This is a genomic window from Pseudotabrizicola sp. L79 (genome assembly GCF_036553525.1).
Classification (GTDB): domain Bacteria; phylum Pseudomonadota; class Alphaproteobacteria; order Rhodobacterales; family Rhodobacteraceae; genus Pseudotabrizicola.
The window spans coordinates 101608-124233 of the sequence record NZ_JAZHDA010000046.1 but is presented as its reverse complement, the minus strand read 5'-3'; the positions used below and the strand labels follow the sequence as shown (position 1 = coordinate 124233).

Sequence of the window (22626 nt, the reverse complement as noted above, 5' to 3'; positions counted from 1 at the left end):
TCAAGGAATTTGATCAAATTCCTGACGGCAGCGGCAAGGGCTAGATTTCACCCTGCTCCAAGGCCGCGCGCACCTGCTCGATCCCTTGCTCGATATCGCTTGCAACTGCCAGCCGCAGGGCCGCCGCATCGCCGGCCTGCATGGCGGCCAAAGCCTCGGAATGCCGGTCGGGCAAGGCGTTGCGGCCAAACCGGGCGCAGACCACCCGCAGCGCAGGCCCAAAGCGCAGCCACATCGAGCGCGCCATATCAACAAGAACAGGCGCCTCAGAGGCCTCGTAGAGGCAGAAGTGAAAGGCGTGGTTCGATTCCAGATAGCCCGGAATATCCCCGGCCCGCACGGTCTGATCGACGCGGTTGTCGATCCGCCGCAGCGTATCAATCAGATCGGGGGTCAAATGCCCCGCCGCAAGCTCGGCCAGCTTGGGTTCGATGGTCACACGGGCAAAGGCCACCTGATCAAGAATGGCCGCCGTCATCTTGGGCACGACGATCCGGCGATTGCCCTGGGCTTCCAGCGCGCCTTCGGCCGACAGGCGACGGATCGCTTCGCGCACGGGGGTCATTCCGGCATCCAGCAACGGGATAAGACCCTGAATGGTGACGGCGGCACCCGGTTCAAGATGTCCGAACAGGATCATATCCCTTAGGCGGGCATAGGTGACCTCGTGGGTCGGGATCTTGCGGGCCTCGGACTGCATGACTTTTCCCTTGTCTGGCCCAACAGTCTTAGCGGGTTAAGCCGATCATTCAAGATCTGATCAAATCCCGCCGCACCCTGGCGACCCAGTGGCCGGGGACGTTAAGCCCCGCAGAACGCAGGCTGACGGCGGATCTGGTATTATCTTGGCCCCACCTTGGGCATGGCGCATTTGCGGCCCTTGCGACGGAACAGGGGTTCCACAGCGCCGCCGCCCGTGGATAGTGTGAACGGATGAAGAAGGGACGGTCGGTCATGGCAAACACCTTAGCTTACACGGCACGCCCCCCGCGACTGCGGCTGGGCATGGTCGGGGGCGGGCATGGGGCCTTTATCGGGTCGGTGCACCGGATCGCCGCGCGGCTGGATGATCACTATGATCTGGTGGCAGGGTGCTTTTCGGCCAACAGCGATCGGGCACTGGCCTCGGCGGCAGACCTGGGGGTGGCGCGGGCCTATACCAGTTTTGCCGATATGGCGGCGCGCGAAGCACGGCGCAAAGACGGGATCGAGGTGGTGGCGATCGTCACGCCGAACCATCTGCATGCACCCGTGGCGATGCAATTCCTGCGCCGTGGCATTCATGTGATCTGCGACAAGCCCCTGACCCACAGCCTGCCCGAGGCCAAGCGACTGGCCAAGGCCGCTGCCGCGCGCGGGGTGATCTTTGCCGTCACCCATAACTACACCGGCTATCCGATGGTGCGGCAAGCCAAGGCCATGGTCGAGGACGGCATCTTGGGCGACATCCGTCTGGTGCAGGTGGAATATGCGCAAGACTGGCTGGCGGCACCTGTGGAAAGCAGCGGGCACAAACAGGCTGCGTGGCGCACCGACCCGGCACAGTCAGGCGCGGGCGGCGCGACGGGGGATATTGGCACCCATGCCTATCATCTTGCGCGCTTCACCTCGGGGCTGGAGTTGGACTGTCTGGCCGCCGATGTGCAAGCTTTTGTGCCGGGGCGGCGTGTTGATGACAACGCCCATGTCTTGATGCGGTTCAAGGGCGGGGCGCGGGGCATGCTGTGGTGCAGTCAGGTGGCGGCGGGCAGCGAGAACGGCTTGCGGCTGCGCATCTTTGGCACCAAAGCCGGGTTGGACTGGTCGCAAGAAGAACCGAACCATCTTTACCTTACCCCTTTGGCAGGAGAGCGGCGGCGGATCAGCCGGGGCGTTGGCGGTGCCGGGCCAGAAGCCGCACGGATGACGCGCCTGCCGCCGGGCCATCCCGAAGGTTATCTGGAAGGGTTTGCCAACATCTATTCCGAAGTGGCGCAGGCCATTCTGGCACGGCGCACAGGCAGCCCCCCCGACCCGGCAGTGCAGTTCCCCGGCTTGGCCGACGGGCTGGAGGGCGTGGCCTTTGTCGATGCCTGCGTGCGGTCAAGCGCGCGCAATGCAGCTTGGGTCACGCTGAACCTATAGCCCCTGCGCCCCGGCCTCGGCCCGCAGCCGGGGCCTTTCGCGTTGCAGCCAAAGCGCGGTCAGCACCAGCGGGCCATTGGCGATCTCGCCGCTGCTGACAAGCTGCATCATTCGGGCAAAAGGGATCAAATGGCCCCGGATGTCTTCGGCCTCCTCCCCCATCCCGAACACGCCCTGCACACCCTCGGGCAGATCGGTCAGCGCCAGGAAAGAATACAGAAATTCCGTCTTGGCCCCCGGCGAGGGGTAGTAATTGGCAATCGGCAGCAGGGTTTGCAGGGTCAGCCCGGCCTCCTCTTGCGCCTCACGCCGCGCGCAGTCCTCGGCGCTTTCTCCGGCGTCGATCCGGCCTGCAATCGCCTCAAGCGACCATGGGTTCTGATCGCCCCGCGCAAAGGGTGCGGCGCGAAACTGCTCGACCAGCAACACATGATCGCGGCGGGCATCATAGGGCAGCACCGTTACCGCATCGCCAGAAATAAAGGTGGCGCGATTGACCGGGGGGCTAAGGGAGCCATCAAAGCGGCGAAAGCGCAGGTCATATTCCTCGACCGCAAAGAAATGGGCATAGGGCTGCTGAAAGCGGTCGATCACAATGTCGCCCGGCACCACTTGGCGTCGCACTGTGGCAGGGCATGCATCGTGCATGGCCCGCACCCGGCCACCTGCGCGCACCAGCATCAGGTTCAGGCGGGCGTTTATCGCGGTGGCGGGCACTTCGCCGATCAGGCGCAGCATATCGGCAGCGGCGGCTGTCATTTCGGCCCCGTGCTGCTTTGCCCAGTCTGTCAAGGACCATTGCGCGGCTGGCCCCTTCCCCTCGGCCACCGGGCAGAACAGCTGTGTGCGGATCGCCCCCCGATCCGTGACCACTTCCCTTTCAACGCGCTTAAGCCCCAGACAGGCGGCAAAAAAGTCAAGGCGGTCTTGTTCTGATGGCGTCAGCCCCCGCAGAACGGTGCCCTGCACCTGGGCCAAGGGGGCGACGACAAGGGCGGGGCTGTGGTGCCCCTGCCCTAAAACGGCCCGCCAGCCCGGCAGATGCGCCATCTCGCCTGCAACCGACCGGCCCAGAACCAACTGCAACAAGGGCGGGTGGCACAGAATGCCGTAAAGAAAAATGTCTTGTGTCATGACCGCCTTTTCGCCGCGCCGATTACTTCCAGCGGGTCGAGGCAAAATGCGCGCAGGCCCCCCCCAGAATGCCACCCACCAACAAGACCCCCAACACGCCCGGGGTGAACACCGGTTGGCCCAGAACCAACAGGCGGGCGAAGACATCAAGAACGGAGTCGAGCGGGCTGCGATACCGGCCATCTACAGCGCGCCCCAGAACATCCCAGATGGCATAGGCCATCACCAAGACAAACGCCAAAGTCACCGAGGTGCGCATGCCCGTCCCGGCAGCCTCGACAAAACTGCGCGGTTTTCTGAAAAAGCCGCCAAGAATGAACCAGCCGCACAACACGCCGACCACTGCCGATATTTCACGGATCACACCTGCGGGTCGCCCCCCCGGAATGACATTGGCATATTGATCTGCAGCAAGAAACGCGACGAGGGCAAAACAAAGTCCAGCAACAAGTTTGGCTGCGGTTGGCATCGTTTTTTACCCCATGCTTAGATCGTGCCCTGACTATGAGGGGCGTGTGACTGTAAATTGCGTTACATCACAGTTTCCGCCGCGAAACGCGCCTGCGCAAGAGGTAAGGTAAAAGTTCCACATCCGCCGAAAGCGATCATCAAACCCCATGGCCGCAATTTCGGGCCAGCGCGCATTGAACACATCGTGCCACCGCCGCAGCGTCTGGCTATAGCTTTCGCCAAATTCAAACGAGCCCTGCACTTTCAATCCCGCGCGCCCTGCCTCCTCGTGCAGGCGGAACGGCGCGGGCAGCATCCCGCCCGGAAAGATATATTTCTGAATGAAATCAACGCCCCGACGATAGGTTTCCCAGCGATGATCGGGCACGGTGATGATTTGCAGCGTGGCTTGCTTGCCCGGCTTCAGGCAGGCGCGCAGTGTTTCAAAATAGGTCGGCCAGTATTTTTCACCGACGGCTTCGAACATCTCGATGCTGGCGATGCCGTCATATTGGCCGCGTTCATCGCGATAATCTTGCAACTTGATCTGCACCTGATCTGATAGGCCGGCGCGGGCAATTCGGGCAACGGCATAGTCATGCTGAGCCTGCGAAATGGTCAGAGCCGTGACTTTAAGCCCGCGTTTTGCGGCCGCATATTCGGCGAATCCACCCCAGCCGCATCCGATTTCAAGCACATGATCGCCGGGCTGGGCACCGATCAGATCGACCATGTTGGCGTATTTCTGCTCTTGCGCCTGTTCAAGACTTTCCTGCCCGGTGCGAAACAGCGCACTGGAATAGGTCATGCTGTCATCCAGCCACAGGGCGTAGAAATCATTGCCCAGATCATAGTGATGGCGGATGTTCTTTTTCGCCTGGCGCTTGGAGTTCGACTGCATCCAGAAGCGCAGTTTTTCATAGGCCCGCAACAAGCCCATGCCCGGAAAACCATCGTTGACCACATTGTTGGCCGGAATCTGGATCAGATCGAGAAAGGCTTGCAGATCGGGGGTGGACCACCAGCCTTCCAGATAGGCGTCGCAAAAGCCCAGATCGCCTTCGCGGATCAGGCGGGCGAACAGATCGGTATTGTGAATGACAATCTCGGCCACCACACCCGGCCGCGCGCCGTTCAGGCGGAACCGACGCCCATCCGGCAGCACGAAATCAAGCCGCCCTTCGCCCAGATTGTTCGCCACGCCAAAAGCATGGGCGAAATAGCGTGGCAGACCGCTTTGGCCTTTGGTGCTGGTCAAGATGTCCACGTCATGTCCTGTCATTGTGCCGTTCATCTCGTCAGTTACGCGCCAATCTTTCAAGAGTTTCGTCCTCCATAGGCCTCTAGGGCGCGTTTTCTTCCGTCTGACAAGTCGATCAAGGGTTCGGGATAGGGCCGCTTTGCGTCTAGGGCCCAAGATCGGGGGGCCGCCTGAAAAAAGGCCAAGGCATCTGCGCCGGGTTTTGCTGACAACTCGGCCACAAAGCGTTGGCGATAGACCGCCTTTGGGTCGAACTTTTCGGCCTGAGTGGCCGGGTTGAACACGCGAAAGAACGGGGCCGCATCTGGCCCTGAACCCGCAACCCATTGCCAGCCCATGGCATTTGCCGCCGGGTCCCAGTCGATCAGGCAATCGGCAAACCAGTCAAGCCCGATTTTCCAATGGGTCAACAGATGCTTGGTCAGATAGCTGCCCACGATCATCCGCACCCGGTTGTGCATGCGGCCTGTCACATAAAGCTCGCGCATGCCGGCATCGACAAAAGACTGCCCGGTCAGGCCGCGGCGCCAGTATTCGGCCTCTTTGCTGTCACCGCGCCACGGAAAGGTATCCCAGTCGGGCTTCCAGTTGGTTGTGGTGATCTGCGGCGAATTGTGCATCAGATGATAGGCAAATTCGCGCCAGACCAGTTCTTTCAAAAACGTCTCGGCCCCTCTGGCGCCGGATTCCAGTGCGCGCCACCCCGCAAACCAAATGCGCCTTGGCCCGATTTCCCCCCAAGCCAGGTTTTCCGACAGGCCCGATGTCACATCGCGGGCGGGAAAATCGCGGTAATCGGCATAGGCCTCGATCTTTTCATCCACAAAGCGCCCCAAGCGCGCCTGCGCCTTTGCCTCACCCACATGAACATGCTGGGCCACGACTGCCGCGCCCCGCTGCATGGCCGCCCCCATCGCCCAATCCGTCAGATTGTCACTGGCGGGCCAGGTTTCGGGCGGGCGCATCTGGCCGGGGGCGGGTTCGGGGGCGGGCAGATCGCGGTCGCGCACGGATTTCCAGAACGGGGTATAGACACGGTAAAAGCCGCCCTGCCCTGTCTCCACGCTCCACGGCTCGAACAGCAAATGGCCTGCAAAGCTGCGGGCCTCGATACCCTTGGCCTTAAGCCCCGCCTTGACGGCGGTATCGCGCGCCACGGCCGCAGGGTCATATTGACGCCCCCACCAGACGCCAGCAGCCCCGGTTTCGGCCAGCACGGCCTCAATCACCTTGGCCGCCGGGCCGCGCCGCAAGATCAGCCGCAGGCCCATTTTGGCCAGTGTGTCGCCGAAGGCCGCCAGCCCCAGCCCCAAGCGCCATTTCGGCGCGGCACCCAACGCCTCGGTCTCGGGGTCAAGGATGAACAGCGGAAGGATGGGGCGGCCTGATCGGGCCGCCTCGGCCACCATCGGGTTGTCGTCCAGACGCAAATCGCGGCGAAACCAAAGGATCAGTGGGGCGTCAGGCATATATTCTCACAAGCTGTTAGAGGGGTTACGCGCCAGACCATGGGGCGGATCACCCTTATGTGAGGAAATCTTAAGCGCGTTCCATTTTGAAACGGGCGGCAGGCCCCTGCCCGCCGCCCTTTGGCGCTATAGCACCCGGTCCAGCGCCACGATCAGGCGATCAACCTCGGCGGGGCTGGTGTAATGCGTGGCACTCATCCGCAAGACCCCCCTTTCAAGGTTGATCCCCAAGGCTGTCAGGGGGCGAACGGCATAAAAATCACCCGCCCAACAGGCGATGCCCTGCCGCCCCAACGCCTCTGACACTGGCTCGGCCGCGACGTTCAGTTCAACAGCCACGGTGGGCGCGCGCCGGGCGGGATCAGTTGGCCCCAACAGCCGCAGATCATTGCGGTTGCCCAGATAGTCAAGCAAGGGGGTGATCACGGCCACTTCTTGCGCGCGCATCAGATCATGCACCGCGCGGTTCTGTGCGGCGGCATCGCCCCCGATCCCATGCGCCGCCGCCAAGGCGCCGATGTAATCGACCATCCCTGCACAGGCGGCAACCTGGGCGTGGTCGGGGCCCGCGGGGGTGTGGCGCTTATACAAAGTGCCCTGATTGAAATAATGCGCCTGCCCCGGCAGTTCCATCCCCCAGTCAGACCGCAGCACCATGATGCCCTGATGCGGCCCATAGGTTTTATAGGCCGAAAACAGATAGACATCGCAGCCCAGGGCCGGAACATCGGGAAAGCCATGCGGGGCATAAGACACCCCATCCACCACCGTGCGCACCCCATGCGCCTTGGCGATGGCGCAAATGCGCGCCACGTCATTGATCTCGGCAATGACGTTCGAGCAATGCGGGAAGGCCATCATCCGCACCCGGCCATCGTCCATCAGGGCTGGCAGATCTTCGGGGTTCAGGCTGCCGGTGCCGGGGTCAACCCGCCATTCGCGCACCTCTATGCCTTCATCGGCCAGACGCCGCCACACGCCGGAATTCGCCTCATGGTCCTGATCTGTGACGATGATGGCCGCATTTTGCCCCCGCAGCCATTGCCGCACGGCTTGGGCCAGAACATAGGTGTTCGCACTGGTCGAAGGGCCAAAGCTGACTTCTTCTTGCGCGACGCCCATCAGCCCGGCAAGCCCGGTCCGGGCCTCATCCATCTCGGCCCCACCCGCCTGCGCCCCCGGATAGGGGCCATAGGGCTGCACCTTGCGGTCAAGGTAAAAGCGGTGCAGGCGATCCACCACCTGCTGACACGGATAGCTGCCGCCTGCATTTTCGAAAAAGGCATGCGACGACAACACCGGCGACTGAAACGCCGGGAATTGAGAGCGGACGAAATCAAGGTTCAGGGCCATTTTGCGCACCATATCTGCGCCGCCGCCCTGTGCCCCCACAGCCGGGGAACCCCAGGACTGCGGCAGGTCTTCCAGCCAGACCGGCGCGCAAGCGGGGCACCGGCCAGACCCCGCACGCGCAGGATCAGGCCCAAGGGATAGCGGGCGTTGCAGCCCGCCGCAAGCCTTAGCGCGTCACATCGACAACGACACGGCCCTGCACATTGCCCTTCAGGATGGCCGCCCCCAATTCGGGCAGATCGGCCAGTCCCGCGGGGTGAATCATCGCCTCCAGCTTATCCATCGGCAGGTCTGTCGCGATCCGATCCCAGGCGCGGACGCGATCCGCATAGGGGCGCATGACCGAGTCGATGCCCAGCAGATTGACGCCCCGCAACAGGAACGGAATCACCGTGGCAGGCAGGCCCGAGCCACCGGCCAGCCCAACCGCCGCGACTGACGCGCCATATTTCATCTGCCCCAACACCCGCGCCAGCATGGCCCCGCCCACGGCATCGACACAGCCTGCCCAGGTCTCGGTCTCCAGCGGGCGCTTGACCGTTTCGGCCAGATCAGCGCGCGCCACGATCCGGCTGGCGCCAAGCCCGGTCAGGTAGTCGGCCGTTTCAGGCCGGCCCGTCACCGCCGCAACCTGATAGCCAAGGCGGGCCAGAATCGCCACAGCGACCGACCCCACGCCACCCGCGGCCCCTGTCACCAGCACCTCGCCCTTGTCGGGCGTCAGGCCGTGATCCTCCAGCGCCATCACGGCCAGCATTGCGGTAAAGCCCGCGGTGCCTACAGCCATCGCCGCCCGCGCCGTCAGCCCATCGGGCAGCGGCACCAGCCAGTCTGCCTTGACCCGCGCCTTTTCTGCAAAGCCGCCCCAATGCACCTCGCCCACGCGCCAGCCCGTCAGCACCACCCGGTCACCGGGTTGATAGCGCGCATCCTCTGACGCCTCGACCACACCGGCGAAATCAATGCCCGGCACATGCGGATAGGTCCGCACCAGCCCCCCGCCCGACGGCGACAGGCACAAGCCATCCTTATAGTTCAGGTTCGAGAATTCGACCCGCACAAGCACATCGCCTGCCGGCAACTGATCTTCGGTCAGCTCGGCGATGCGGGCCTTGGCCTGCCCGTCTTCGCCCTTTTCCATCACCAATGCGCGCATGTCTTTCCTCCGGCTTTCTGTCTTCCGTTCGTCGGGTCTGGCCGCCCAAAACAGCGGCCCATTGCCTGACTTTGCAACAGGCCCGTCCCTGCGACCAAGGTCAAGCAAGAAAGCACAGGGCCCTGACCTTGCAAAATTTGATCAAATTTTATACTATCCAGCGGCAAGCGATCAGTTTTTGCAGGTCTTCAACTTGTTACTGGCGAAAACCTGCACTAACTTTTTGATGGCAAAGCCAAGGCAAATGGGGAAACCATTGGCAGCAAGTCCAACAGACAGGAGCGTAATCTTGATGATCAAAACCACTCTTTTCGCCGGTGCCGTTTCGGCACTGACACTGGCCTCGGTCGCGCAGGCTGCAGATGCTGATCTGTTGGTCTTTGATTGGGCCGGATGGGAAATCGAAGGTGTCCTGACCGAATACACCGCGAAACACGGGCAGCACCCGACCTATTCCTTCTTTGGCGACGATGACGAAGCCTTTCAGAAAGTCTCGTCCGGCTTTAAGGCCGATGTCGGCCACCCCTGCGTGGCGTCGCTGCCGCGCTATCGCGACGCTGGCCTGATCGAGCCGTGGGACACCGCCAAGATCCCGGAATTTGGCAATATCGCGCCGAACCTGCTGAAATCCAGCCTGATCACCGATGATCAGGGCGTCTGGTTCATTCCGACCGACTATGCCTATACCGCCACCGCCTATAACAAGGATCAGGTGCCGGCCGAGGATGTGGCCACGCTGAACGTCTTTACCAACCCGAAATATGCGGGCCGCATTTCCTTGCCCGACTCGTCGGATGACATCTGGTCGCTGGCCTTTCTTGCCACCGGCGTCACCGACTGGAGCGATGTAACCGACGAGCAATTCACCGCCGCCGCCACCTGGCTGCGCGAGGCGCATAAAAACGTGCGCGCCTATTGGTCGGACCCGGCAGAAATGTCGCAACTGATGGCCACGGGCGAAGTGCTGGTGGCCTGGTCGTGGAACGATGGCGTTGCGCTGTTGCAGGCCGAAGGCTTCCCGATTGGCTTTGAGCGCGCCCCTGCCGAGGGATCGTCCACCTGGTTCTGCGGCTTTGTGAATTTCAAGGATGCGCCGGGCAGCGAAGACAAAGCCTATGATTTCATCAATTCACTGCTGGCCCATGGCTCTGCCAAGGCGCTTCTGGATGAACTGGGCTATGCCCATGCCAACAACGCGGCGATGGCGACCATTTCAGAAGACGAAATGAAAGCCGCCTTTGTTGACCCGATCAGCACCACGGTTCTGGCCCAGACCCCGGTTTCGGCAGAATTCCGCGAAAAGATGATCAACGAATTTGAACTGATCAAATCGGGCTTCTGATCCGTCGTTACCGATTGCACTGTGAACCGCCCAAGGGAAACCTTGGGCGTTTTGCATTGCGGTGCTTGTGAAGCCAGCCAGTGCCACCTATATTGGTCGTGTTCGGGTTCGCCCGGACTATGGCGATAAACGCACCTGTAATAGACGGCTCGGACCCGGGGGCGGTACCCGGCGGCTCCACCATTCCACCCGTTCGTTTCGGGGGTTCGGGGCCGAAATAGGATCGACGAACGTTCAAAGAGGCCAGCTTTCGCTCGGTGAGGTACTACCGTTATCGGTCCAAATGTACAGTTGCAAACGACAACCGTGCTCCGATGGCTCTGGCTGCGTAAGCAGTTCGAACATCGAAACTTAAGCCCTTGCGCTTAGCCGCGTAAGGCGGGGTTCGCAGGTACCTGGCAACAGAAACCTGCACTTCCCCCCCCTTTAGCTGCGCAAAACGGCCCCCGGATTCATGATGCCCAAGGGGTCGAGTGCGGCCTTGATCGCGCGCATCGCCGCCAGTTTGGCCGGATCGCCGTATTTCTCCAGATCCGCCACTTTCAGCCGCCCGACACCATGTTCGGCACTGACCGAGCCGCCCATGGCATCAACCAGATCATGCACACAGGTCTTGATCGCCTCGCGCTGGTGTTCGTGGTCTTTGCGGGTTTTTCCGGGCATGGGAAAGACGTTGAAATGCAGGTTTCCATCTCCCAGATGCCCAAAGCAGTTGATGCGGAACTGGCCGATCTGGGCCAAGGCCGCCGTCGCGGTTGGAATAAAGGCCGCAATGTGTGACAGCGGCAGGCTGATGTCATGGCTGGACACCGCCCCGATCTTGCGGTTGGCCTGCGGCAGCATTTCGCGGATCCGCCACAGGCTGGCGCGCTGCGCCTCGCTGGTGGCGATCACCCCATCGCTGACCAGACCGGCGTCTTCGGCCTCGGCATAAAGCGTGGCAAAGGCCTCATCAGCCTCTATCTGGCGGGGCAGGCCAAGGTCGATCAGAACCGACCATTCGGGCAGCGGCGACAGCGGCACCGTTACCTCGGGCAGGGTTTGCGCGATGAAATCATAGCCCGTGCGGTGGATCAGTTCGAAAGCCGAGATCATGCCCGACAAGCGCCCTTCGGCCAAGGCCAGCAACTGCAACGCCGCTTCGGGCGAGGGCACAGCCAACAGCCCCGTCACCTGTGCCGCCGGGCGCGGAAACAGACGCAGGCTGGCTGCGGTGATGATGCCCAGCGTGCCTTCGGACCCGATCAGCAGATGGCGCAGATCATAGCCCGTGTTGTCTTTGCGCAGCCGTTTCAGCCCGTGAAACACCGATCCGTCCGGCATCACTGCCTCGACCCCCAGCACCAGATCGCGCGTGTTGCCATAGCGCAGCACGTTCACGCCGCCCGCATTGGCCGCCAAATTGCCGCCAATGCGCGCCGACCCTTCCGAGGCCAGTGACAAGGGGAACAGACGGCTCAGCCGCGCGGCCTCATCCTGCACCTGTTGCAAGATCATGCCAGCCTCGACCACCAGCACGTTTTCGTCGGGAAAGGCCGCGCGCAGGCCCGCCATCCGTTCCAAACTTACCAACAGCGGCTCGGGGCCATCGGGGGCAACCTGCCCACCTACAAGGCCCGTGCCACCGCCAAGGGGCACGATGCCAATCCGCGCCGCCGCACAGGCCCGCACGACCTGCGCCACCTCATCTGTGGTGCGCGGCGCGGCCACGGCCCGGCTTTGGCCCGTCCACCGCCCCCGAGGGTCTTCGACATCACGCGGGGCTGCGTCGCGCAGACAGCCGGGCACCTGCGCGGCCAGATCGGCCAGAAAATCGGGGGAAACAGAGTTCAGCATCGGCGGCTCCTTTCGCCCTGCTTATGACAGCCGCCACGGCGAAACAACTCAGTCGATGGCCTCAGGCTCCAGCACCATGATCGTGGGCTGGCGGGGCAGATCTTGCAGCGAAAGTTCGATGTCGGAAATACCGGGCCGCACCACATCAAAGGCGCCGTCCATGTCATCCAGAAACACCTCTAGCGATGATCCCGAGAACCAGTGCATCGGAATCACCACGGATGAGCGGAACCGTTTCACCACCTCGGCCATTTCCGCCGTGGCCATGGTATAACCGCCATCCACCGGCACCATGACCACATCCAATCGCCCGATACTGGCATATTGGGCATCATCGGGCGGATGGTGCAAATGGCCCAAATGCCCGATGCACAGGCCTGCGGCTTCGAACACGAACACCGAATTGCCATTGGCCCGCACCCCGCCCGACCGAGAGCGCACATCGGTATGGGTGTTGCGGATCAGCATTTCGCCCAAATCCAGTTCATGCTGCATCAGCTTGTCCCCCTCGGCCCAGCCTTGCAGCACATGGGGAATCCGCTGATCAGGAAAGGGCGACCAATGCGTGGTATGGGCGTTGTTCATCGTCACCACATCGGGCACCCAATCGGCCCTGCCGGTATAGCCGCTGTAATCGGTCACCGCCGTCACCCCGCCCGGCGTTTCAATGACGAAACTGGCATGGTCGATAAAGCGGATGCGCACATGATCGGGGTCAAGCGGCGCGCCAAAACTGGCCTTCATGATCCGTTCGGGCCCCTGTGCCACGGCATGGCAATGGCTGGGAATCCGCTCTTGCGCCATGACCGGCAGCGCAAAAAATATCGCAGGCAGAATGGTCAGTCGCATCTGGCACCCCCATTGATCTGCAAGAAAGGGTAGCACGGTTTTCGCAGCTGTCAGCCGGGGCAAGCGATCACGGATGCGTCAGCCGATATCCGTCTTGCCGCGCCGGTCGCCACGCAGGGCCGCATACAGCACATGGTTCCGCCAACGGCCATTGATCTGCAAATAACTTTGCGCGACGCCTTCGTATTTGAACCCGGATTTTTCCAGCACCCCCCGGCTTGCCGCATTTTCCGGCAGGCAGGCGGCCTCGACCCGGCTTAGATCAAGCCCGGTAAAAGCGTGATGCACCAGCGCCTGAATCGCCTCTCGCATATAGCCACGGCGGCTGAACCTTTCGCCGATCCAATAGCCAATCGTGCCGCATTGCGCCGGACCGCGCCGGATGTTGTCCAGCGTGATGGCCCCCAGAACCTGCTGATCGTCACGACGGATCAGCAAAAGCGGCAGTGCGGTGCCCTGCGCCTCGGCCCGCTGCGCCCAGTAAACCCGGTTGGTAAAGGCCCGGCGCGTCAGATGATCAGCCGCCCATGTCGGTTCCCACGGGGTCAGGAACTTCGCGCTTTCCTCTCGCAGCTCGGCCCAGACCCGCCAGTCATGGTGCTGCGGCAGGCGCAGCGTCATGCGCTCGGTCTCCAGCTTGGGGCGGCGGCGAAAGGGCAGCATCAGGCCGCCAGCCGGTCGCGAATGGCCTCCAGCCCCTTGGCCTTGCCGATGGGGCCATACAGCGCCAGGGCCGAACGTGAGCCGACCAGTTTGGCCGCAAAGGCGCGCACATCCTGCATCGACACAGCATCAATCCTGGACACGGCTTCCACCGGATCAGGCACCCTGCCCCATACCGACAGCATCCGCGCATTGCGCTCGGCCCGGTTCGACGGGCTTTCCAGCCCCATCAGCAACCCAGCCTTCAACTGCGCCCGCGCCCGCGCGACCTCGGCCTCTGACATATCATCGGCCGCGCGTTTCAATTCATCGACCGTCAATTGCGTCAGATCGCTGATTTCCTCTTTGGAGGTGCCCGCATAAAGGGTAATCGAGCCGGTATCTTCATAGGCCCCGGCCTGTGCAAAGATCGAATAGCACAGACCCCGCTCCTCGCGGATTTTCTGGAACAGGCGGCTGGACATGCCGCCCCCCATCGCCATCGCATAAACCTGGGCGGCATAGACATCAGGGTCGCGAAAACCGGGGGCTTCAAGTGACATGGCGAAATGCACCTGCTCCAGCTTTTTCACCACATGACGCTCCCCCCCCACGAAATGCGCGCGGGGCATGGTGTTGGCCCCCACCGGTTTCAGTGCGCCAAAAATCTCACGCGCCTGATGCACGATGGCTTCGTGGTTCACCCCCCCCGAGGCTGACAGGATGATCTGGTCAGGCCCGTAATGCGCCCCGACGAAATCCACAAAATCTTGCCGCGTAAAGCTGCCGACCCTCTCGGCCGGGCCAAGGATGGTGCGGCCAAAGGGCTGGTCGGGATAGCTGACTTCCTGCAACCAATCAAAGATGATGTCATCCGGCGTATCCAGCGCCTGCCCGATTTCCTGCAAGATCACATGGCGTTCGGTTTCGATCTCTTTGGGGTCGAACACCGGATTCAGCACGATATCGGCAATCACATCCAGCGCCAACGGCACATCCGCCGTCAGGCACCGGGCGTAATAGGCCGTCATTTCCTTAGAAGTGTAGGCGTTGATATAGCCGCCCACGTCCTCGATCTCTTCGGCGATCTGCAAGGATGTGCGCCGCGTCGTGCCCTTAAAGGCCATATGCTCCAGAAAATGGGCAATCCCGTTCTGCTCGGGCCGCTCATGCCGGCCACCGGCCTGCACCCACAACCCGATCGAGGCCGATTGCAGCCCCGGCATGTTTTCCGTCACGATCCGCAGGCCATTCGGCAGGGTCGAAATCATCAGGCTCAACGCGCGATCCTTTCGCGGACAAGGGCTTGCAACGCCCCAAGATCATTGGGCACACGGGTAACCCGTTCGGCCCGGTCAAACAGATCGGCCATCCGCGCAGGCAGCGCGGGGCGATCGCCAATGGCGCTTTCAACCGCATCGGGGAACTTGGCCGGATGGGCCGTGGCCAGCGTGATCATCGGGGTTGCGCCCAGATGTTTCTCGGCCACTTTGACACCAACAGCGGAATGCGGGCACAAGACTTCGGCCGTGGCCGCATATTGCGCGCGAATGGTGGCACGGGTTTCGTCTTCCGAGCAGCGGCCCGAGGCAAAAGTCGCCCGCAGCATCTGCAACGCGCCCTGACTGATCGAAAAGCCGCCCTCTTTCAGTTCGGCCATCAATTGCGTAACGGCAGCGCCATCGCGGCCATACGCATCAAACAGCGCGCGTTCAAAATTCGATGAGACCTGAATATCCATCGACGGGCTGATCGACGGCTTGACGCCATCGGTCTTGTAATCGCCCTGCGACAGCGCCCGGTGCAGAATGTCATTCTGGTTCGTTGCCACCACCAACTGGTCAATCGGCAGGCCCATCTTCTTGGCGATATAGCCGGCGAAGATGTCACCGAAATTGCCCGTGGGCACAGTAAAGCTGACAGGGCGAAGCGGCGCGCCCAGCGACACTGCGCTGGAGAAATAGTAAACAACCTGCGCCAGAACCCGCGCCCAGTTGATGCTGTTCACCCCCGCCAGACGCACACCATCGCGAAAGCCAAAATCGTTGAACATGTCTTTCACGCGGGCTTGGCAATCGTCGAAATCACCATCCATCGCCAAGGCATGCACATTCGTCTCGACAGGCGTCGTCATCTGGCGGCGCTGCACTTCCGACACTCGGCCATGCGGGAACAGAATGAACACATCCACATTCGACAACCCGCGGAACGCCTCGATAGCGGCCGATCCGGTATCGCCCGAGGTGGCGCCGACAATCGTGATGCGCTCTCCGGTCTTGGCAAGGGCGGCCTGCATCATCTGGCCAATCAACTGCATGGCAAAGTCTTTGAAGGCCAGCGTCGGACCATGAAACAGTTCCAGCAAGAAATGATTTGGGCCCAGTTGCACCAAAGGCGCGCGCGCGGCATGGCCAAAGCCCGCATAGGCCTTGGTGATCAGCCCCTTGAATTCATCATCGCTGAAGGTATCGCCCATGAAGGGCCTCATCACCCGAAAGGCGATGTCTTCATAGCTCAGCCCGGCAAAGTCGGCGATCTGGTCGGGCGTCAGCACCGGAATGCTGTCTGGCACATACAGGCCGCCGTCGCGGGCAAGGCCCGTCATCATCGCCTCGCCAAAGCCCAAGATCGGGGCCGTGCCACGGGTAGAAATGTATTGCATCCGAGTCTCGCCTTCACACCGTTCGGCGTCTGATACGCCACAGAAGATAGCCTGTCATCCCCAACCACACCAAGGCCAGCCCAAACCACTGGATTGCATAGCCCAAATGATCATTCGGAAGGTCTGAACCATCGACAGGCATCGCCTCGATTCCGGGGCCGGTGTCTTCGCGTGCCACGATCAACACCGGTTCAGTCCCCAAGGCCTGCGCCATGGCTGGCAGGTCGCGGGCGAACCAAAGGCCGGTCCGCGCATCTGGCGGCGGGGTAAAACTGTCCACCTCAATCGGCCAGTGCAGATTGCCCACCACCCTGCCCCCGCCCTGATCGCGCGGATCAGATCGGTTTGCATCAGGGATGAACCCGCGATCCACCAGCAGACGCCGCCCCCCGGTTTCAAACACCTCGATCACCCGCACCCCCGCGCCAATCTGTTTGCGGCTGACCAGCACATCCAGATGCTCGCCCGTAAAGCGGCCCTCGGCCATCACCGGCAGGTATTTGTCAGCCACGGGGTCAGGGGTGGCGGGCACGGTGACCGGGGCCGATTGTATCCGGGCCTCGATTTCGGCCAGGATCGCCTCTTTCCAGGCCAGGCGCTGCAACTGCCACACACCCAGCGACAGCAGAACAGCAGCGCCGAAAAGGCCAAGAAGCAGGGGGAAAATCATGCGTTTCGTCATAGTCATCCTTGAACGGCGATCATCCGTGAATGGCAAAGGCGCGGACCGAATGGCCCGCGCCCTGCGCTGTGTCAACCGGCGCGAGGCGCCTGATCGTCTTATTGGCCCCAGACGTAGATCGAGGCGAACAGGAACAGCCAGACCACATCGACAAAGTGCCAATACCAGGCAGCCGCCTCAAACCCGATGTGCTTTTCCGGGGTGAAATGCCCCTTCAAAGCGCGGATCAGGCAGACGCCCAGAAAAATGGTGCCGATAACGACGTGAAAGCCGTGGAACCCCGTCGCCATGAAGAAGTTGGCGCCATAGATGTTGCCAGCAAAGCCAAAGGCCGCGTGGCTGTATTCATAGACCTGAAGAATGGTGAAGAACACGCCCAGCAGGATCGACAGGATCAGGCCATTGACCAGATCCTTGCGGTTGTTTTCATGCACCAGCGCATGGTGGGCCCAAGTGGCCGCAGCGCCCGAGCACAACAGGATCAGCGTGTTGATCAGCGGCAGGTGCCAGGGGTCAAAGGTTTCAATCCCCGCAGGCGGCCAGACGCCATCCACGGCGGGCGACATCGGCCCCATCGGATACAAGGCATGCTTGAAGAACGACCAGAACCATGCGGCAAAGAACATGACTTCGGACATGATGAACATGATAAAGCCATAGCGCAGGCCGATGCGCACCACAGGGGTGTGGTCGCCAACCTGGCTTTCCTTGATCACATCGGCCCACCAGGCGCCCATGACATAAAGCACGCCGACAAAGCCGATCAGCCCCAACCAGGGGCCCGAGCCATGCATCCAGAGCACTGCCCCAAACAGCATGACAAAGGCCGCAAGGGCGGACAAAAACGGCCAGATCGACGGCGGCAGAATATGATAATCGTGGTTCTTGGCGTGGGCCATCTTGGTTCCCTCGGTTCTTCTTTGTTCAGTTTACAATGCCGTCGTCGGCCGCTTTCAGCGCAGCTTGTTCTTCGGGCAAGGCAGTCTCGTAGAAAGTATAGGAAAGCGTGATTTCCTTCACGAATTTTCCTTCGCGATCCTTGACGATTTCAGGATCGACGAAAAAGCTGACGGGCATTTCCACCCGCTCACCCGGTTGCAGAACCTGTTCGGTAAAGCAGAAACAGGCGATTTTCGAGAAAAAGCCCCCCGCAGCATCCGGTGTCACGTTATAGCTGGCCGTGCCGCCCACAACGCGGTCGGTCGGATTATACGCCTCATAGAAGGCAAGGGCGTTTTCGCCGATCCGCACGGTCATGGTGCGCTGCATGGGCTTGAATTCCCACGGCATGCCAACCTCGGTCGAGGCGTCGAAGCGGATCTGGATCGTCTGATCCAGAATTTCCGACGGCGCCTCGGTCGCGACAAGCGTCGTGCCGCCAAATCCGGTCACGCGGCAGAACCAGTCGTAAAACGGCACCGCAGCAAACGACAGCCCGGCCATCACGACAACGACGCCGGCAAGTTTGGCCGCAGTCTTGTTGGTGTTGTTCATTCTCCAGCCTCCTGCGGTTTGACCAATTCCATTTCGGGGCGCACGACGTGGTCAAAGGCTTGCATCGGATCGCCGCGGGTCACCTTGACCACCGTCAGGGCAAAGACCAAGCCCACAAAGGCAACCAGCGTCAGCCCCAGACCAAGGTTGCGCGAAAAGCGGCGGCGGTGCAGTTCGTGATCGGGCCGAAAGCTCATCTTACCACCCACCGATGCCATAGGTTTTCAAAGCGGCTTCTACCAGAAACGCCGCGAAATGCAGGAACAGATAGGCCAGCGAGAAGGTAAACACCTTTTTCTCGACGGCGTATTTATCAGCCTCGGCCATCTCCTCATCGCGGCGGAAGATATCCCAAGCCCCTTTCAGGAAGATCGCGTTCAACACCACCGCAGTGGCCAGGGTGAACGGCCCGCCGATCGAGGTCAGCGCCGCCCAGATCGCGACGGGCACCAGCAAAATCGTATAGATCAAAACATGGCGGCGCGTTTCCCGGCGGCCATGCGTCACCGTCAGCATCGGGACGCCAGCCTTGGAATAGTCGTCTTTCATGAACAGGGCCAAGGCCCAGAAATGCGGCGGAGTCCACATGAAGATCAGGGCAAACATCAACACCGCCTCGACCGAAATGCTGCCCGTGGCCGCAACCCAGCCGATCATCGGCGGAAAGGCCCCGGCGGCCCCGCCGATCACGATGTTCTGCGGGGTCGAGCGCTTGAGCCAGACCGAATAGACCACGACATAGAAGAAGATCGTAAAGGCCAGCAGCGCCGCAGCCATCAGGTTTGAGGCAAGCCCCAGCATGACAACGGAAATCCCTGACAGCGCCAGACCAATGGCCAGGGCCTCGCCCGCCTCGACCTTGCCAGCCGGAATGGGGCGGCCTTTGGTCCGCTTCATCACGCTGTCAATATCGGCGTCCCACCACATGTTCAGCGCACCCGAGGCACCCCCCCCCAGGGCGATGAACAAGATGATCGCAAAGCCTTCGACCGGATGCACCGCGACGGGGGCCACCAAAAGGCCCACCAAAGCCGTGAAAACGACCAACGACATGACACGCGGTTTCAACAGTTGGACGTAATCGCCAAACTGTGCCTCACGGGTCGTGTCATAGCTTTGAATATCGCTCATTCATCCATTCCCGGCTTTGGAAAAGGCCCCGATCCCTCGGGGCCATCCTGGCGCATGATGCGCGGCGATCAGTTGCTGGCAGCAACCTTGACGGCCGAATAGGCCTCGACATCGGCAGCCGACAGAACCACGTCACCCGCTTTGGCCGCTTCCAGCCACTGGGCATAGACTTCTTCCGACACGACCTTGATGGTGATCGGCATATAGGCATGCGCGATGCCACACAGCTCCGAGCACTGGCCGAAATAGATGCCTTCCCGCTCGGCCGCGAACCACAGATGCGCCAGGCGACCGGGAACCGCGTCTTGCTTGACGCCGAAGGCCGGGATCGTCCACGAGTGGATAACATCCGCCCCCGTGACCTGCATCACGACGGTCTTGCCAACCGGCACAACCACAGCCGTATCTGTCGCCAAAAGGAATTCGTCATCCGTGTAGCCCGCTTCGGCCAGCTGCGCCGAAACCTCTGGCGTCAGGCGGTTGTCGCCCCCCGTGGCCGGCGCGCCGATCATGTAGCTGTCAAACGCCACTGTTTCGGCGGTTTCGTCGGTGGTGATGCCATCATCGACATATTCATAGCCCCAATACCACTGGTAGCCCGTCACCTTGATGGTGATGTCGCCCTGCGGAATTTCCTGCTGCTTGAACAGAACCGGCAGCGAGAAGGCCCCGATGAACACCAGGATCAGGATCGGCACGATCGTCCATGCAACTTCAAGCGGCGAATTGTGGGTAAAGGTGGCCGGCTTTGCATTGCGCTTTTCGTGGAAGCGGAAGGCCACCCACAGCAACAGCGACGTCACAAACACGGTGATCACGGCGATGATGATCAGGATCATGTGATCCAGGCCCTGCAGATCGCGGGCCAGCTCGGTGGCCGCGGGCTGAAAGCCCGTCATCTTGTCTTGCGGACGACCCACGAGTTCCAGACCCTGCGCCATGGCGGCGCTGCCCATACCCAAGGCCACAACACCAGCGGCATAACCGCCCAAGGAAGTCAGAAGACGCATATTCAATTCCCGTTCAGCTCTGCGGCTTTACGCCGCTTTTCAGGCAGACCCGACCATGATTGCAGCGCAAAGGCCAGAATCCCGTTGTTTCCACCCTCTCTGAAACCATATTGTGCGTCACGCTACAAGCAAAACCGTTGCGACAAAGCAGCGCCGTTTGACACAGATCAAGGACAGCATTCATGACCGATCAGCCCTTCCGGCCCTTTGAGTCTCATCTCGATGAAGCGGCGGCCCTGCGCATTCTGCGCGCGGCCACTGCAGGGGCCGAGGATGGAGAGCTGTTTCTGGAACGTCGCCGGTCCGAGGCCATCGTGCTGGATGATGGCCGCATCAAGACGGCCTCTTATGACGCCTCTGAAGGCTTTGGCCTGCGCGCCGTGCAAGGCGAGGTCGCAGGCTATGCCCATTCGACCGAAATCAGCGAAAAGGCCCTGCTGCGCGCCAGTGAAACCGCGCGGCTTGCCGTTGGGGCGGGCGGTGGCATTCTGGCCGACGCCCCCAAGGGCACCAATGTCAAGTTGTATGGTGATGCCGATCCGATGGCCGATGCCACCTTTGCCGTCAAGATCGACATGCTGCGCGAGATTGATGCCTATGCCCGCGCTCTTGACCCACGGGTGGTGCAGGTTTCGGCCACCATCTCGGCCTCGTATCAAGAGGTCGAGATCTTGCGCCCCGAAGGCCTGCGCCTGACCGATATCCGCCCGATGGCGCGGCTGAATGTCAGCGTGATCGTCGAGGAAAATGGCCGCCGCGAACAGGGCGGCATGGGCGGCGGCGGGCGCTTTGGCCTTGCCGGGTTGATGCAGCCCGACCACTGGAAGCCGATGGTGGCCGAGGCCCTGCGCATCGCCACCGTGAACCTGCGGGCCGAGGCAGCCCCGGCTGGGATCATGGATGTGGTGCTTGGCCCCGGCTGGCCTGGCATCTTGCTGCACGAAGCCATCGGCCACGGGCTGGAAGGCGATTTCAACCGCAAGAAAACCTCGGCCTTTGCCGGGTTGATGGGCCAGCAGATCGCGGCCCGTGGGGTGACAGTGCTGGATGACGGCACCATCCCAGACCGGCGCGGCAGCATCAGCGTCGATGACGAGGGCACGCCCTCGGGCAAGAATGTGCTGATCGAAGACGGTGTGCTGGTGGGCTATATGCAAGACCGCCAGAATGCCCGCCTGATGGGGGTGGCTGCCACCGGCAATGGGCGGCGCGAAAGTTTTGCCCATATCCCGATGCCACGCATGACCAACACCTATATGCTGGCGGGCCAGGACAACCCCGCCGATATTCTGGCCGGGCTGAAAGATGGCATCTATGCCGTCGGCTTTGGCGGGGGGCAGGTGGATATCACCAACGGCAAATTCGTGTTTTCCTGCACCGAGGCGTATCGCGTCAGGAACGGCCAGGTCGGCGCGCCGGTCAAGGGGGCCACGCTGATCGGCGATGGCGCAACCGCGCTGAAACAGATCCGTGCCATCGGCAACGATCTGAAGCTGGATCCCGGCATCGGCAATTGCGGCAAGGCCGGGCAATGGGTGCCGGTGGGGGTGGGCCAACCCACCCTGATGATCGGCGGGCTGACGGTCGGTGGTTCAGCGGCATGAGCCTGATCCACTCTGTGCCGCAGCAAAAGACGCCGTGGCGCGATCTGCTGACTGCGGCCTTCGCGGCATTGGTGCTGCCTGCGCTGTTGGGGGCGGTCATGCTGGGGGTGTTTTACCTGATCGGGGCGAAACTGCCGGGCGACAGCGGCCTGCTGCTGTGGGCCGGGGGGATGATGCTGCTGCTGTCACCCATGCTGGCTGCGGCAGGCATGGTGCTGGCCGTGCCGGTGGCGTCGCTGTTGCTGCGGTTAGGATGGTTCGGCTGGGCCCCCGCCGCCGTAACCGGCCTGTCCATCGGTGCGGTGATGGCCGGCATGCTCAGCTATGAACTGGCCGCGCCTTTCGGCATGGGCAGCCTGCTGATCTTGCGCGCCGTGCTGGGGCGGTTGCGCCCCATGGCCGTCTAGGGCGCCCGCCTAACCAAAGC

Annotated in this window: 22 protein-coding genes and 1 other RNA gene; 5 read left to right on the top strand and 18 right to left on the bottom strand. The window is 61.9% G+C overall.

Annotation, left to right across the window (positions count from 1 at the left end):
• Window positions 1-40: 40 nt before the first annotated feature.
• Window positions 41-700, bottom strand: a complete 660-nt coding sequence (locus V3C85_RS08955; RefSeq protein WP_331794746.1) for a GntR family transcriptional regulator — start codon at window positions 698-700, stop codon at window positions 41-43.
• Between the two features lie 254 nt (window positions 701-954).
• On the opposite strand from V3C85_RS08955, the gene V3C85_RS08950 reads away from it, so the two are divergent.
• Window positions 955-2124: a Gfo/Idh/MocA family protein gene (locus V3C85_RS08950; RefSeq protein ID WP_331794745.1), complete on the top strand. Its 1170-nt coding sequence runs from the start codon at window positions 955-957 to the stop codon at window positions 2122-2124.
• On the opposite strand, the gene V3C85_RS08945 is transcribed toward V3C85_RS08950, so the two are convergent.
• The 6 genes from V3C85_RS08945 to V3C85_RS08920 form a co-directional block, all read right to left on the bottom strand.
• On the bottom strand, window positions 2119-3258 hold the full coding sequence (locus V3C85_RS08945) for an NUDIX domain-containing protein (RefSeq protein ID WP_331794744.1): 1140 nt from the start codon (window positions 3256-3258) through the stop codon (window positions 2119-2121). The genes V3C85_RS08950 and V3C85_RS08945 overlap by 6 nt on opposite strands.
• Window positions 3259-3280: 22 nt before the next feature.
• The gene (locus V3C85_RS08940) at window positions 3281-3727 is read right to left on the bottom strand and encodes a TrgA family protein (RefSeq protein WP_331794743.1); all 447 of its coding nucleotides are present in this window, start codon (window positions 3725-3727) and stop codon (window positions 3281-3283) included.
• A 33-nt stretch (window positions 3728-3760) separates the two neighbouring features.
• The gene (locus V3C85_RS08935; protein WP_331795264.1) at window positions 3761-4975 is read right to left on the bottom strand and encodes a cyclopropane-fatty-acyl-phospholipid synthase family protein; all 1215 of its coding nucleotides are present in this window, start codon (window positions 4973-4975) and stop codon (window positions 3761-3763) included.
• Window positions 4976-5025: 50 nt separating this feature from the next.
• The gene (locus V3C85_RS08930) at window positions 5026-6438 is read right to left on the bottom strand and encodes a cryptochrome/photolyase family protein (protein ID WP_331794742.1); all 1413 of its coding nucleotides are present in this window, start codon (window positions 6436-6438) and stop codon (window positions 5026-5028) included.
• Between the two features lie 126 nt (window positions 6439-6564).
• Window positions 6565-7791, bottom strand: a complete 1227-nt coding sequence (locus V3C85_RS08925; RefSeq protein WP_331794741.1) for an aminotransferase class V-fold PLP-dependent enzyme — start codon at window positions 7789-7791, stop codon at window positions 6565-6567.
• Between the two features lie 166 nt (window positions 7792-7957).
• On the bottom strand, window positions 7958-8947 hold the full coding sequence (locus V3C85_RS08920; protein ID WP_331794740.1) for an MDR family oxidoreductase: 990 nt from the start codon (window positions 8945-8947) through the stop codon (window positions 7958-7960).
• A gap of 289 nt (window positions 8948-9236) precedes the next feature.
• Between V3C85_RS08920 and V3C85_RS08915 the strand changes: the two genes are divergently transcribed.
• Both V3C85_RS08915 and ssrA read left to right on the top strand, forming a co-directional pair.
• On the top strand, window positions 9237-10289 hold the full coding sequence (locus V3C85_RS08915; RefSeq protein WP_331794739.1) for an extracellular solute-binding protein: 1053 nt from the start codon (window positions 9237-9239) through the stop codon (window positions 10287-10289).
• A 61-nt stretch (window positions 10290-10350) separates the two neighbouring features.
• Window positions 10351-10705, top strand: a transfer-messenger RNA (tmRNA) gene (ssrA, locus tag V3C85_RS08910).
• Window positions 10706-10715: 10 nt separating this feature from the next.
• On the opposite strand, the gene V3C85_RS08905 is transcribed toward ssrA, so the two are convergent.
• From V3C85_RS08905 to coxB, 11 genes are all read right to left on the bottom strand, one after another.
• Window positions 10716-12125 (bottom strand): FAD-binding oxidoreductase, encoded by a 1410-nt coding sequence (locus V3C85_RS08905; RefSeq protein ID WP_331794738.1) that lies wholly within the window; start codon window positions 12123-12125, stop codon window positions 10716-10718.
• 48 nt (window positions 12126-12173) lie between these two features.
• A complete protein-coding gene (locus V3C85_RS08900) occupies window positions 12174-12974 on the bottom strand; it encodes an MBL fold metallo-hydrolase (protein ID WP_331794737.1) in 801 nt (266 codons plus the stop codon).
• 78 nt (window positions 12975-13052) lie between these two features.
• Complete coding sequence (locus V3C85_RS08895; protein ID WP_331794736.1) at window positions 13053-13637, bottom strand: GNAT family N-acetyltransferase; 585 nt, start codon at window positions 13635-13637, stop codon at window positions 13053-13055.
• On the bottom strand, window positions 13637-14887 hold the full coding sequence (locus V3C85_RS08890) for a M16 family metallopeptidase (RefSeq protein ID WP_445942011.1): 1251 nt from the start codon (window positions 14885-14887) through the stop codon (window positions 13637-13639). Before V3C85_RS08890 ends, V3C85_RS08895 begins: the two co-directional genes overlap by 1 nt.
• A 5-nt stretch (window positions 14888-14892) precedes the next feature.
• On the bottom strand, window positions 14893-16278 hold the full coding sequence (gene thrC, locus V3C85_RS08885; protein ID WP_331794734.1) for a threonine synthase: 1386 nt from the start codon (window positions 16276-16278) through the stop codon (window positions 14893-14895).
• A gap of 13 nt (window positions 16279-16291) precedes the next feature.
• Window positions 16292-16960 (bottom strand): SURF1 family protein, encoded by a 669-nt coding sequence (locus V3C85_RS08880; protein WP_331794733.1) that lies wholly within the window; start codon window positions 16958-16960, stop codon window positions 16292-16294.
• 98 nt (window positions 16961-17058) lie between these two features.
• Window positions 17059-17859, bottom strand: a complete 801-nt coding sequence (locus V3C85_RS08875) for a cytochrome c oxidase subunit 3 (RefSeq protein ID WP_331794732.1) — start codon at window positions 17857-17859, stop codon at window positions 17059-17061.
• A gap of 25 nt (window positions 17860-17884) precedes the next feature.
• On the bottom strand, window positions 17885-18454 hold the full coding sequence (locus V3C85_RS08870) for a cytochrome c oxidase assembly protein (protein ID WP_445942001.1): 570 nt from the start codon (window positions 18452-18454) through the stop codon (window positions 17885-17887).
• Window positions 18451-18651, bottom strand: a complete 201-nt coding sequence (locus V3C85_RS08865; protein WP_331794731.1) for a hypothetical protein — start codon at window positions 18649-18651, stop codon at window positions 18451-18453. The genes V3C85_RS08870 and V3C85_RS08865 overlap by 4 nt, the downstream gene beginning before the upstream one ends.
• Before the next feature lies 1 nt (window position 18652).
• Window positions 18653-19585, bottom strand: coding sequence for a heme o synthase (gene cyoE / locus V3C85_RS08860; protein WP_331794730.1), 933 nt, complete (start codon window positions 19583-19585; stop codon window positions 18653-18655).
• Between the two features lie 68 nt (window positions 19586-19653).
• On the bottom strand, window positions 19654-20595 hold the full coding sequence (gene coxB, locus V3C85_RS08855) for a cytochrome c oxidase subunit II (protein ID WP_331794729.1): 942 nt from the start codon (window positions 20593-20595) through the stop codon (window positions 19654-19656).
• Between the two features lie 182 nt (window positions 20596-20777).
• On the opposite strand from coxB, the gene tldD reads away from it, so the two are divergent.
• Window positions 20778-22199 (top strand): metalloprotease TldD, encoded by a 1422-nt coding sequence (gene tldD / locus V3C85_RS08850; RefSeq protein WP_331794728.1) that lies wholly within the window; start codon window positions 20778-20780, stop codon window positions 22197-22199.
• Window positions 22196-22606, top strand: coding sequence for a hypothetical protein (locus V3C85_RS08845; RefSeq protein WP_331794727.1), 411 nt, complete (start codon window positions 22196-22198; stop codon window positions 22604-22606). The genes tldD and V3C85_RS08845 overlap by 4 nt, the downstream gene beginning before the upstream one ends.
• Window positions 22607-22626 lie beyond the last annotated feature (20 nt).

Bases quoted from the DNA above. Each gene is read 5' to 3' on its own strand.
- V3C85_RS08955 (WP_331794746.1), bottom strand. From the start codon at position 700: ATGCAGTCCGAGGCCCGCAAGATCCCGACCCACGAGGTCACCTATGCC.
- V3C85_RS08950 (WP_331794745.1), top strand. From the start codon at position 955: ATGGCAAACACCTTAGCTTACACGGCACGCCCCCCGCGACTGCGGCTG.
- V3C85_RS08945 (WP_331794744.1), bottom strand. From the start codon at position 3,258: ATGACACAAGACATTTTTCTTTACGGCATTCTGTGCCACCCGCCCTTG.
- V3C85_RS08940 (WP_331794743.1), bottom strand. From the start codon at position 3,727: ATGCCAACCGCAGCCAAACTTGTTGCTGGACTTTGTTTTGCCCTCGTC.
- V3C85_RS08930 (WP_331794742.1), bottom strand. From the start codon at position 6,438: ATGCCTGACGCCCCACTGATCCTTTGGTTTCGCCGCGATTTGCGTCTG.
- V3C85_RS08925 (WP_331794741.1), bottom strand. From the start codon at position 7,791: ATGGCCCTGAACCTTGATTTCGTCCGCTCTCAATTCCCGGCGTTTCAG.
- V3C85_RS08920 (WP_331794740.1), bottom strand. From the start codon at position 8,947: ATGCGCGCATTGGTGATGGAAAAGGGCGAAGACGGGCAGGCCAAGGCC.
- V3C85_RS08905 (WP_331794738.1), bottom strand. From the start codon at position 12,125: ATGCTGAACTCTGTTTCCCCCGATTTTCTGGCCGATCTGGCCGCGCAG.
- V3C85_RS08900 (WP_331794737.1), bottom strand. From the start codon at position 12,974: ATGCGACTGACCATTCTGCCTGCGATATTTTTTGCGCTGCCGGTCATG.
- V3C85_RS08895 (WP_331794736.1), bottom strand. From the start codon at position 13,637: ATGCTGCCCTTTCGCCGCCGCCCCAAGCTGGAGACCGAGCGCATGACG.
- V3C85_RS08890 (WP_445942011.1), bottom strand. From the start codon at position 14,887: ATGATTTCGACCCTGCCGAATGGCCTGCGGATCGTGACGGAAAACATG.
- thrC (WP_331794734.1), bottom strand. From the start codon at position 16,278: ATGCAATACATTTCTACCCGTGGCACGGCCCCGATCTTGGGCTTTGGC.
- V3C85_RS08880 (WP_331794733.1), bottom strand. From the start codon at position 16,960: ATGACGAAACGCATGATTTTCCCCCTGCTTCTTGGCCTTTTCGGCGCT.
- V3C85_RS08875 (WP_331794732.1), bottom strand. From the start codon at position 17,859: ATGGCCCACGCCAAGAACCACGATTATCATATTCTGCCGCCGTCGATC.
- V3C85_RS08870 (WP_445942001.1), bottom strand. From the start codon at position 18,454: ATGAACAACACCAACAAGACTGCGGCCAAACTTGCCGGCGTCGTTGTC.
- V3C85_RS08865 (WP_331794731.1), bottom strand. From the start codon at position 18,651: ATGAGCTTTCGGCCCGATCACGAACTGCACCGCCGCCGCTTTTCGCGC.
- cyoE (WP_331794730.1), bottom strand. From the start codon at position 19,585: ATGAGCGATATTCAAAGCTATGACACGACCCGTGAGGCACAGTTTGGC.
- coxB (WP_331794729.1), bottom strand. From the start codon at position 20,595: ATGCGTCTTCTGACTTCCTTGGGCGGTTATGCCGCTGGTGTTGTGGCC.
- tldD (WP_331794728.1), top strand. From the start codon at position 20,778: ATGACCGATCAGCCCTTCCGGCCCTTTGAGTCTCATCTCGATGAAGCG.
- V3C85_RS08845 (WP_331794727.1), top strand. From the start codon at position 22,196: ATGAGCCTGATCCACTCTGTGCCGCAGCAAAAGACGCCGTGGCGCGAT.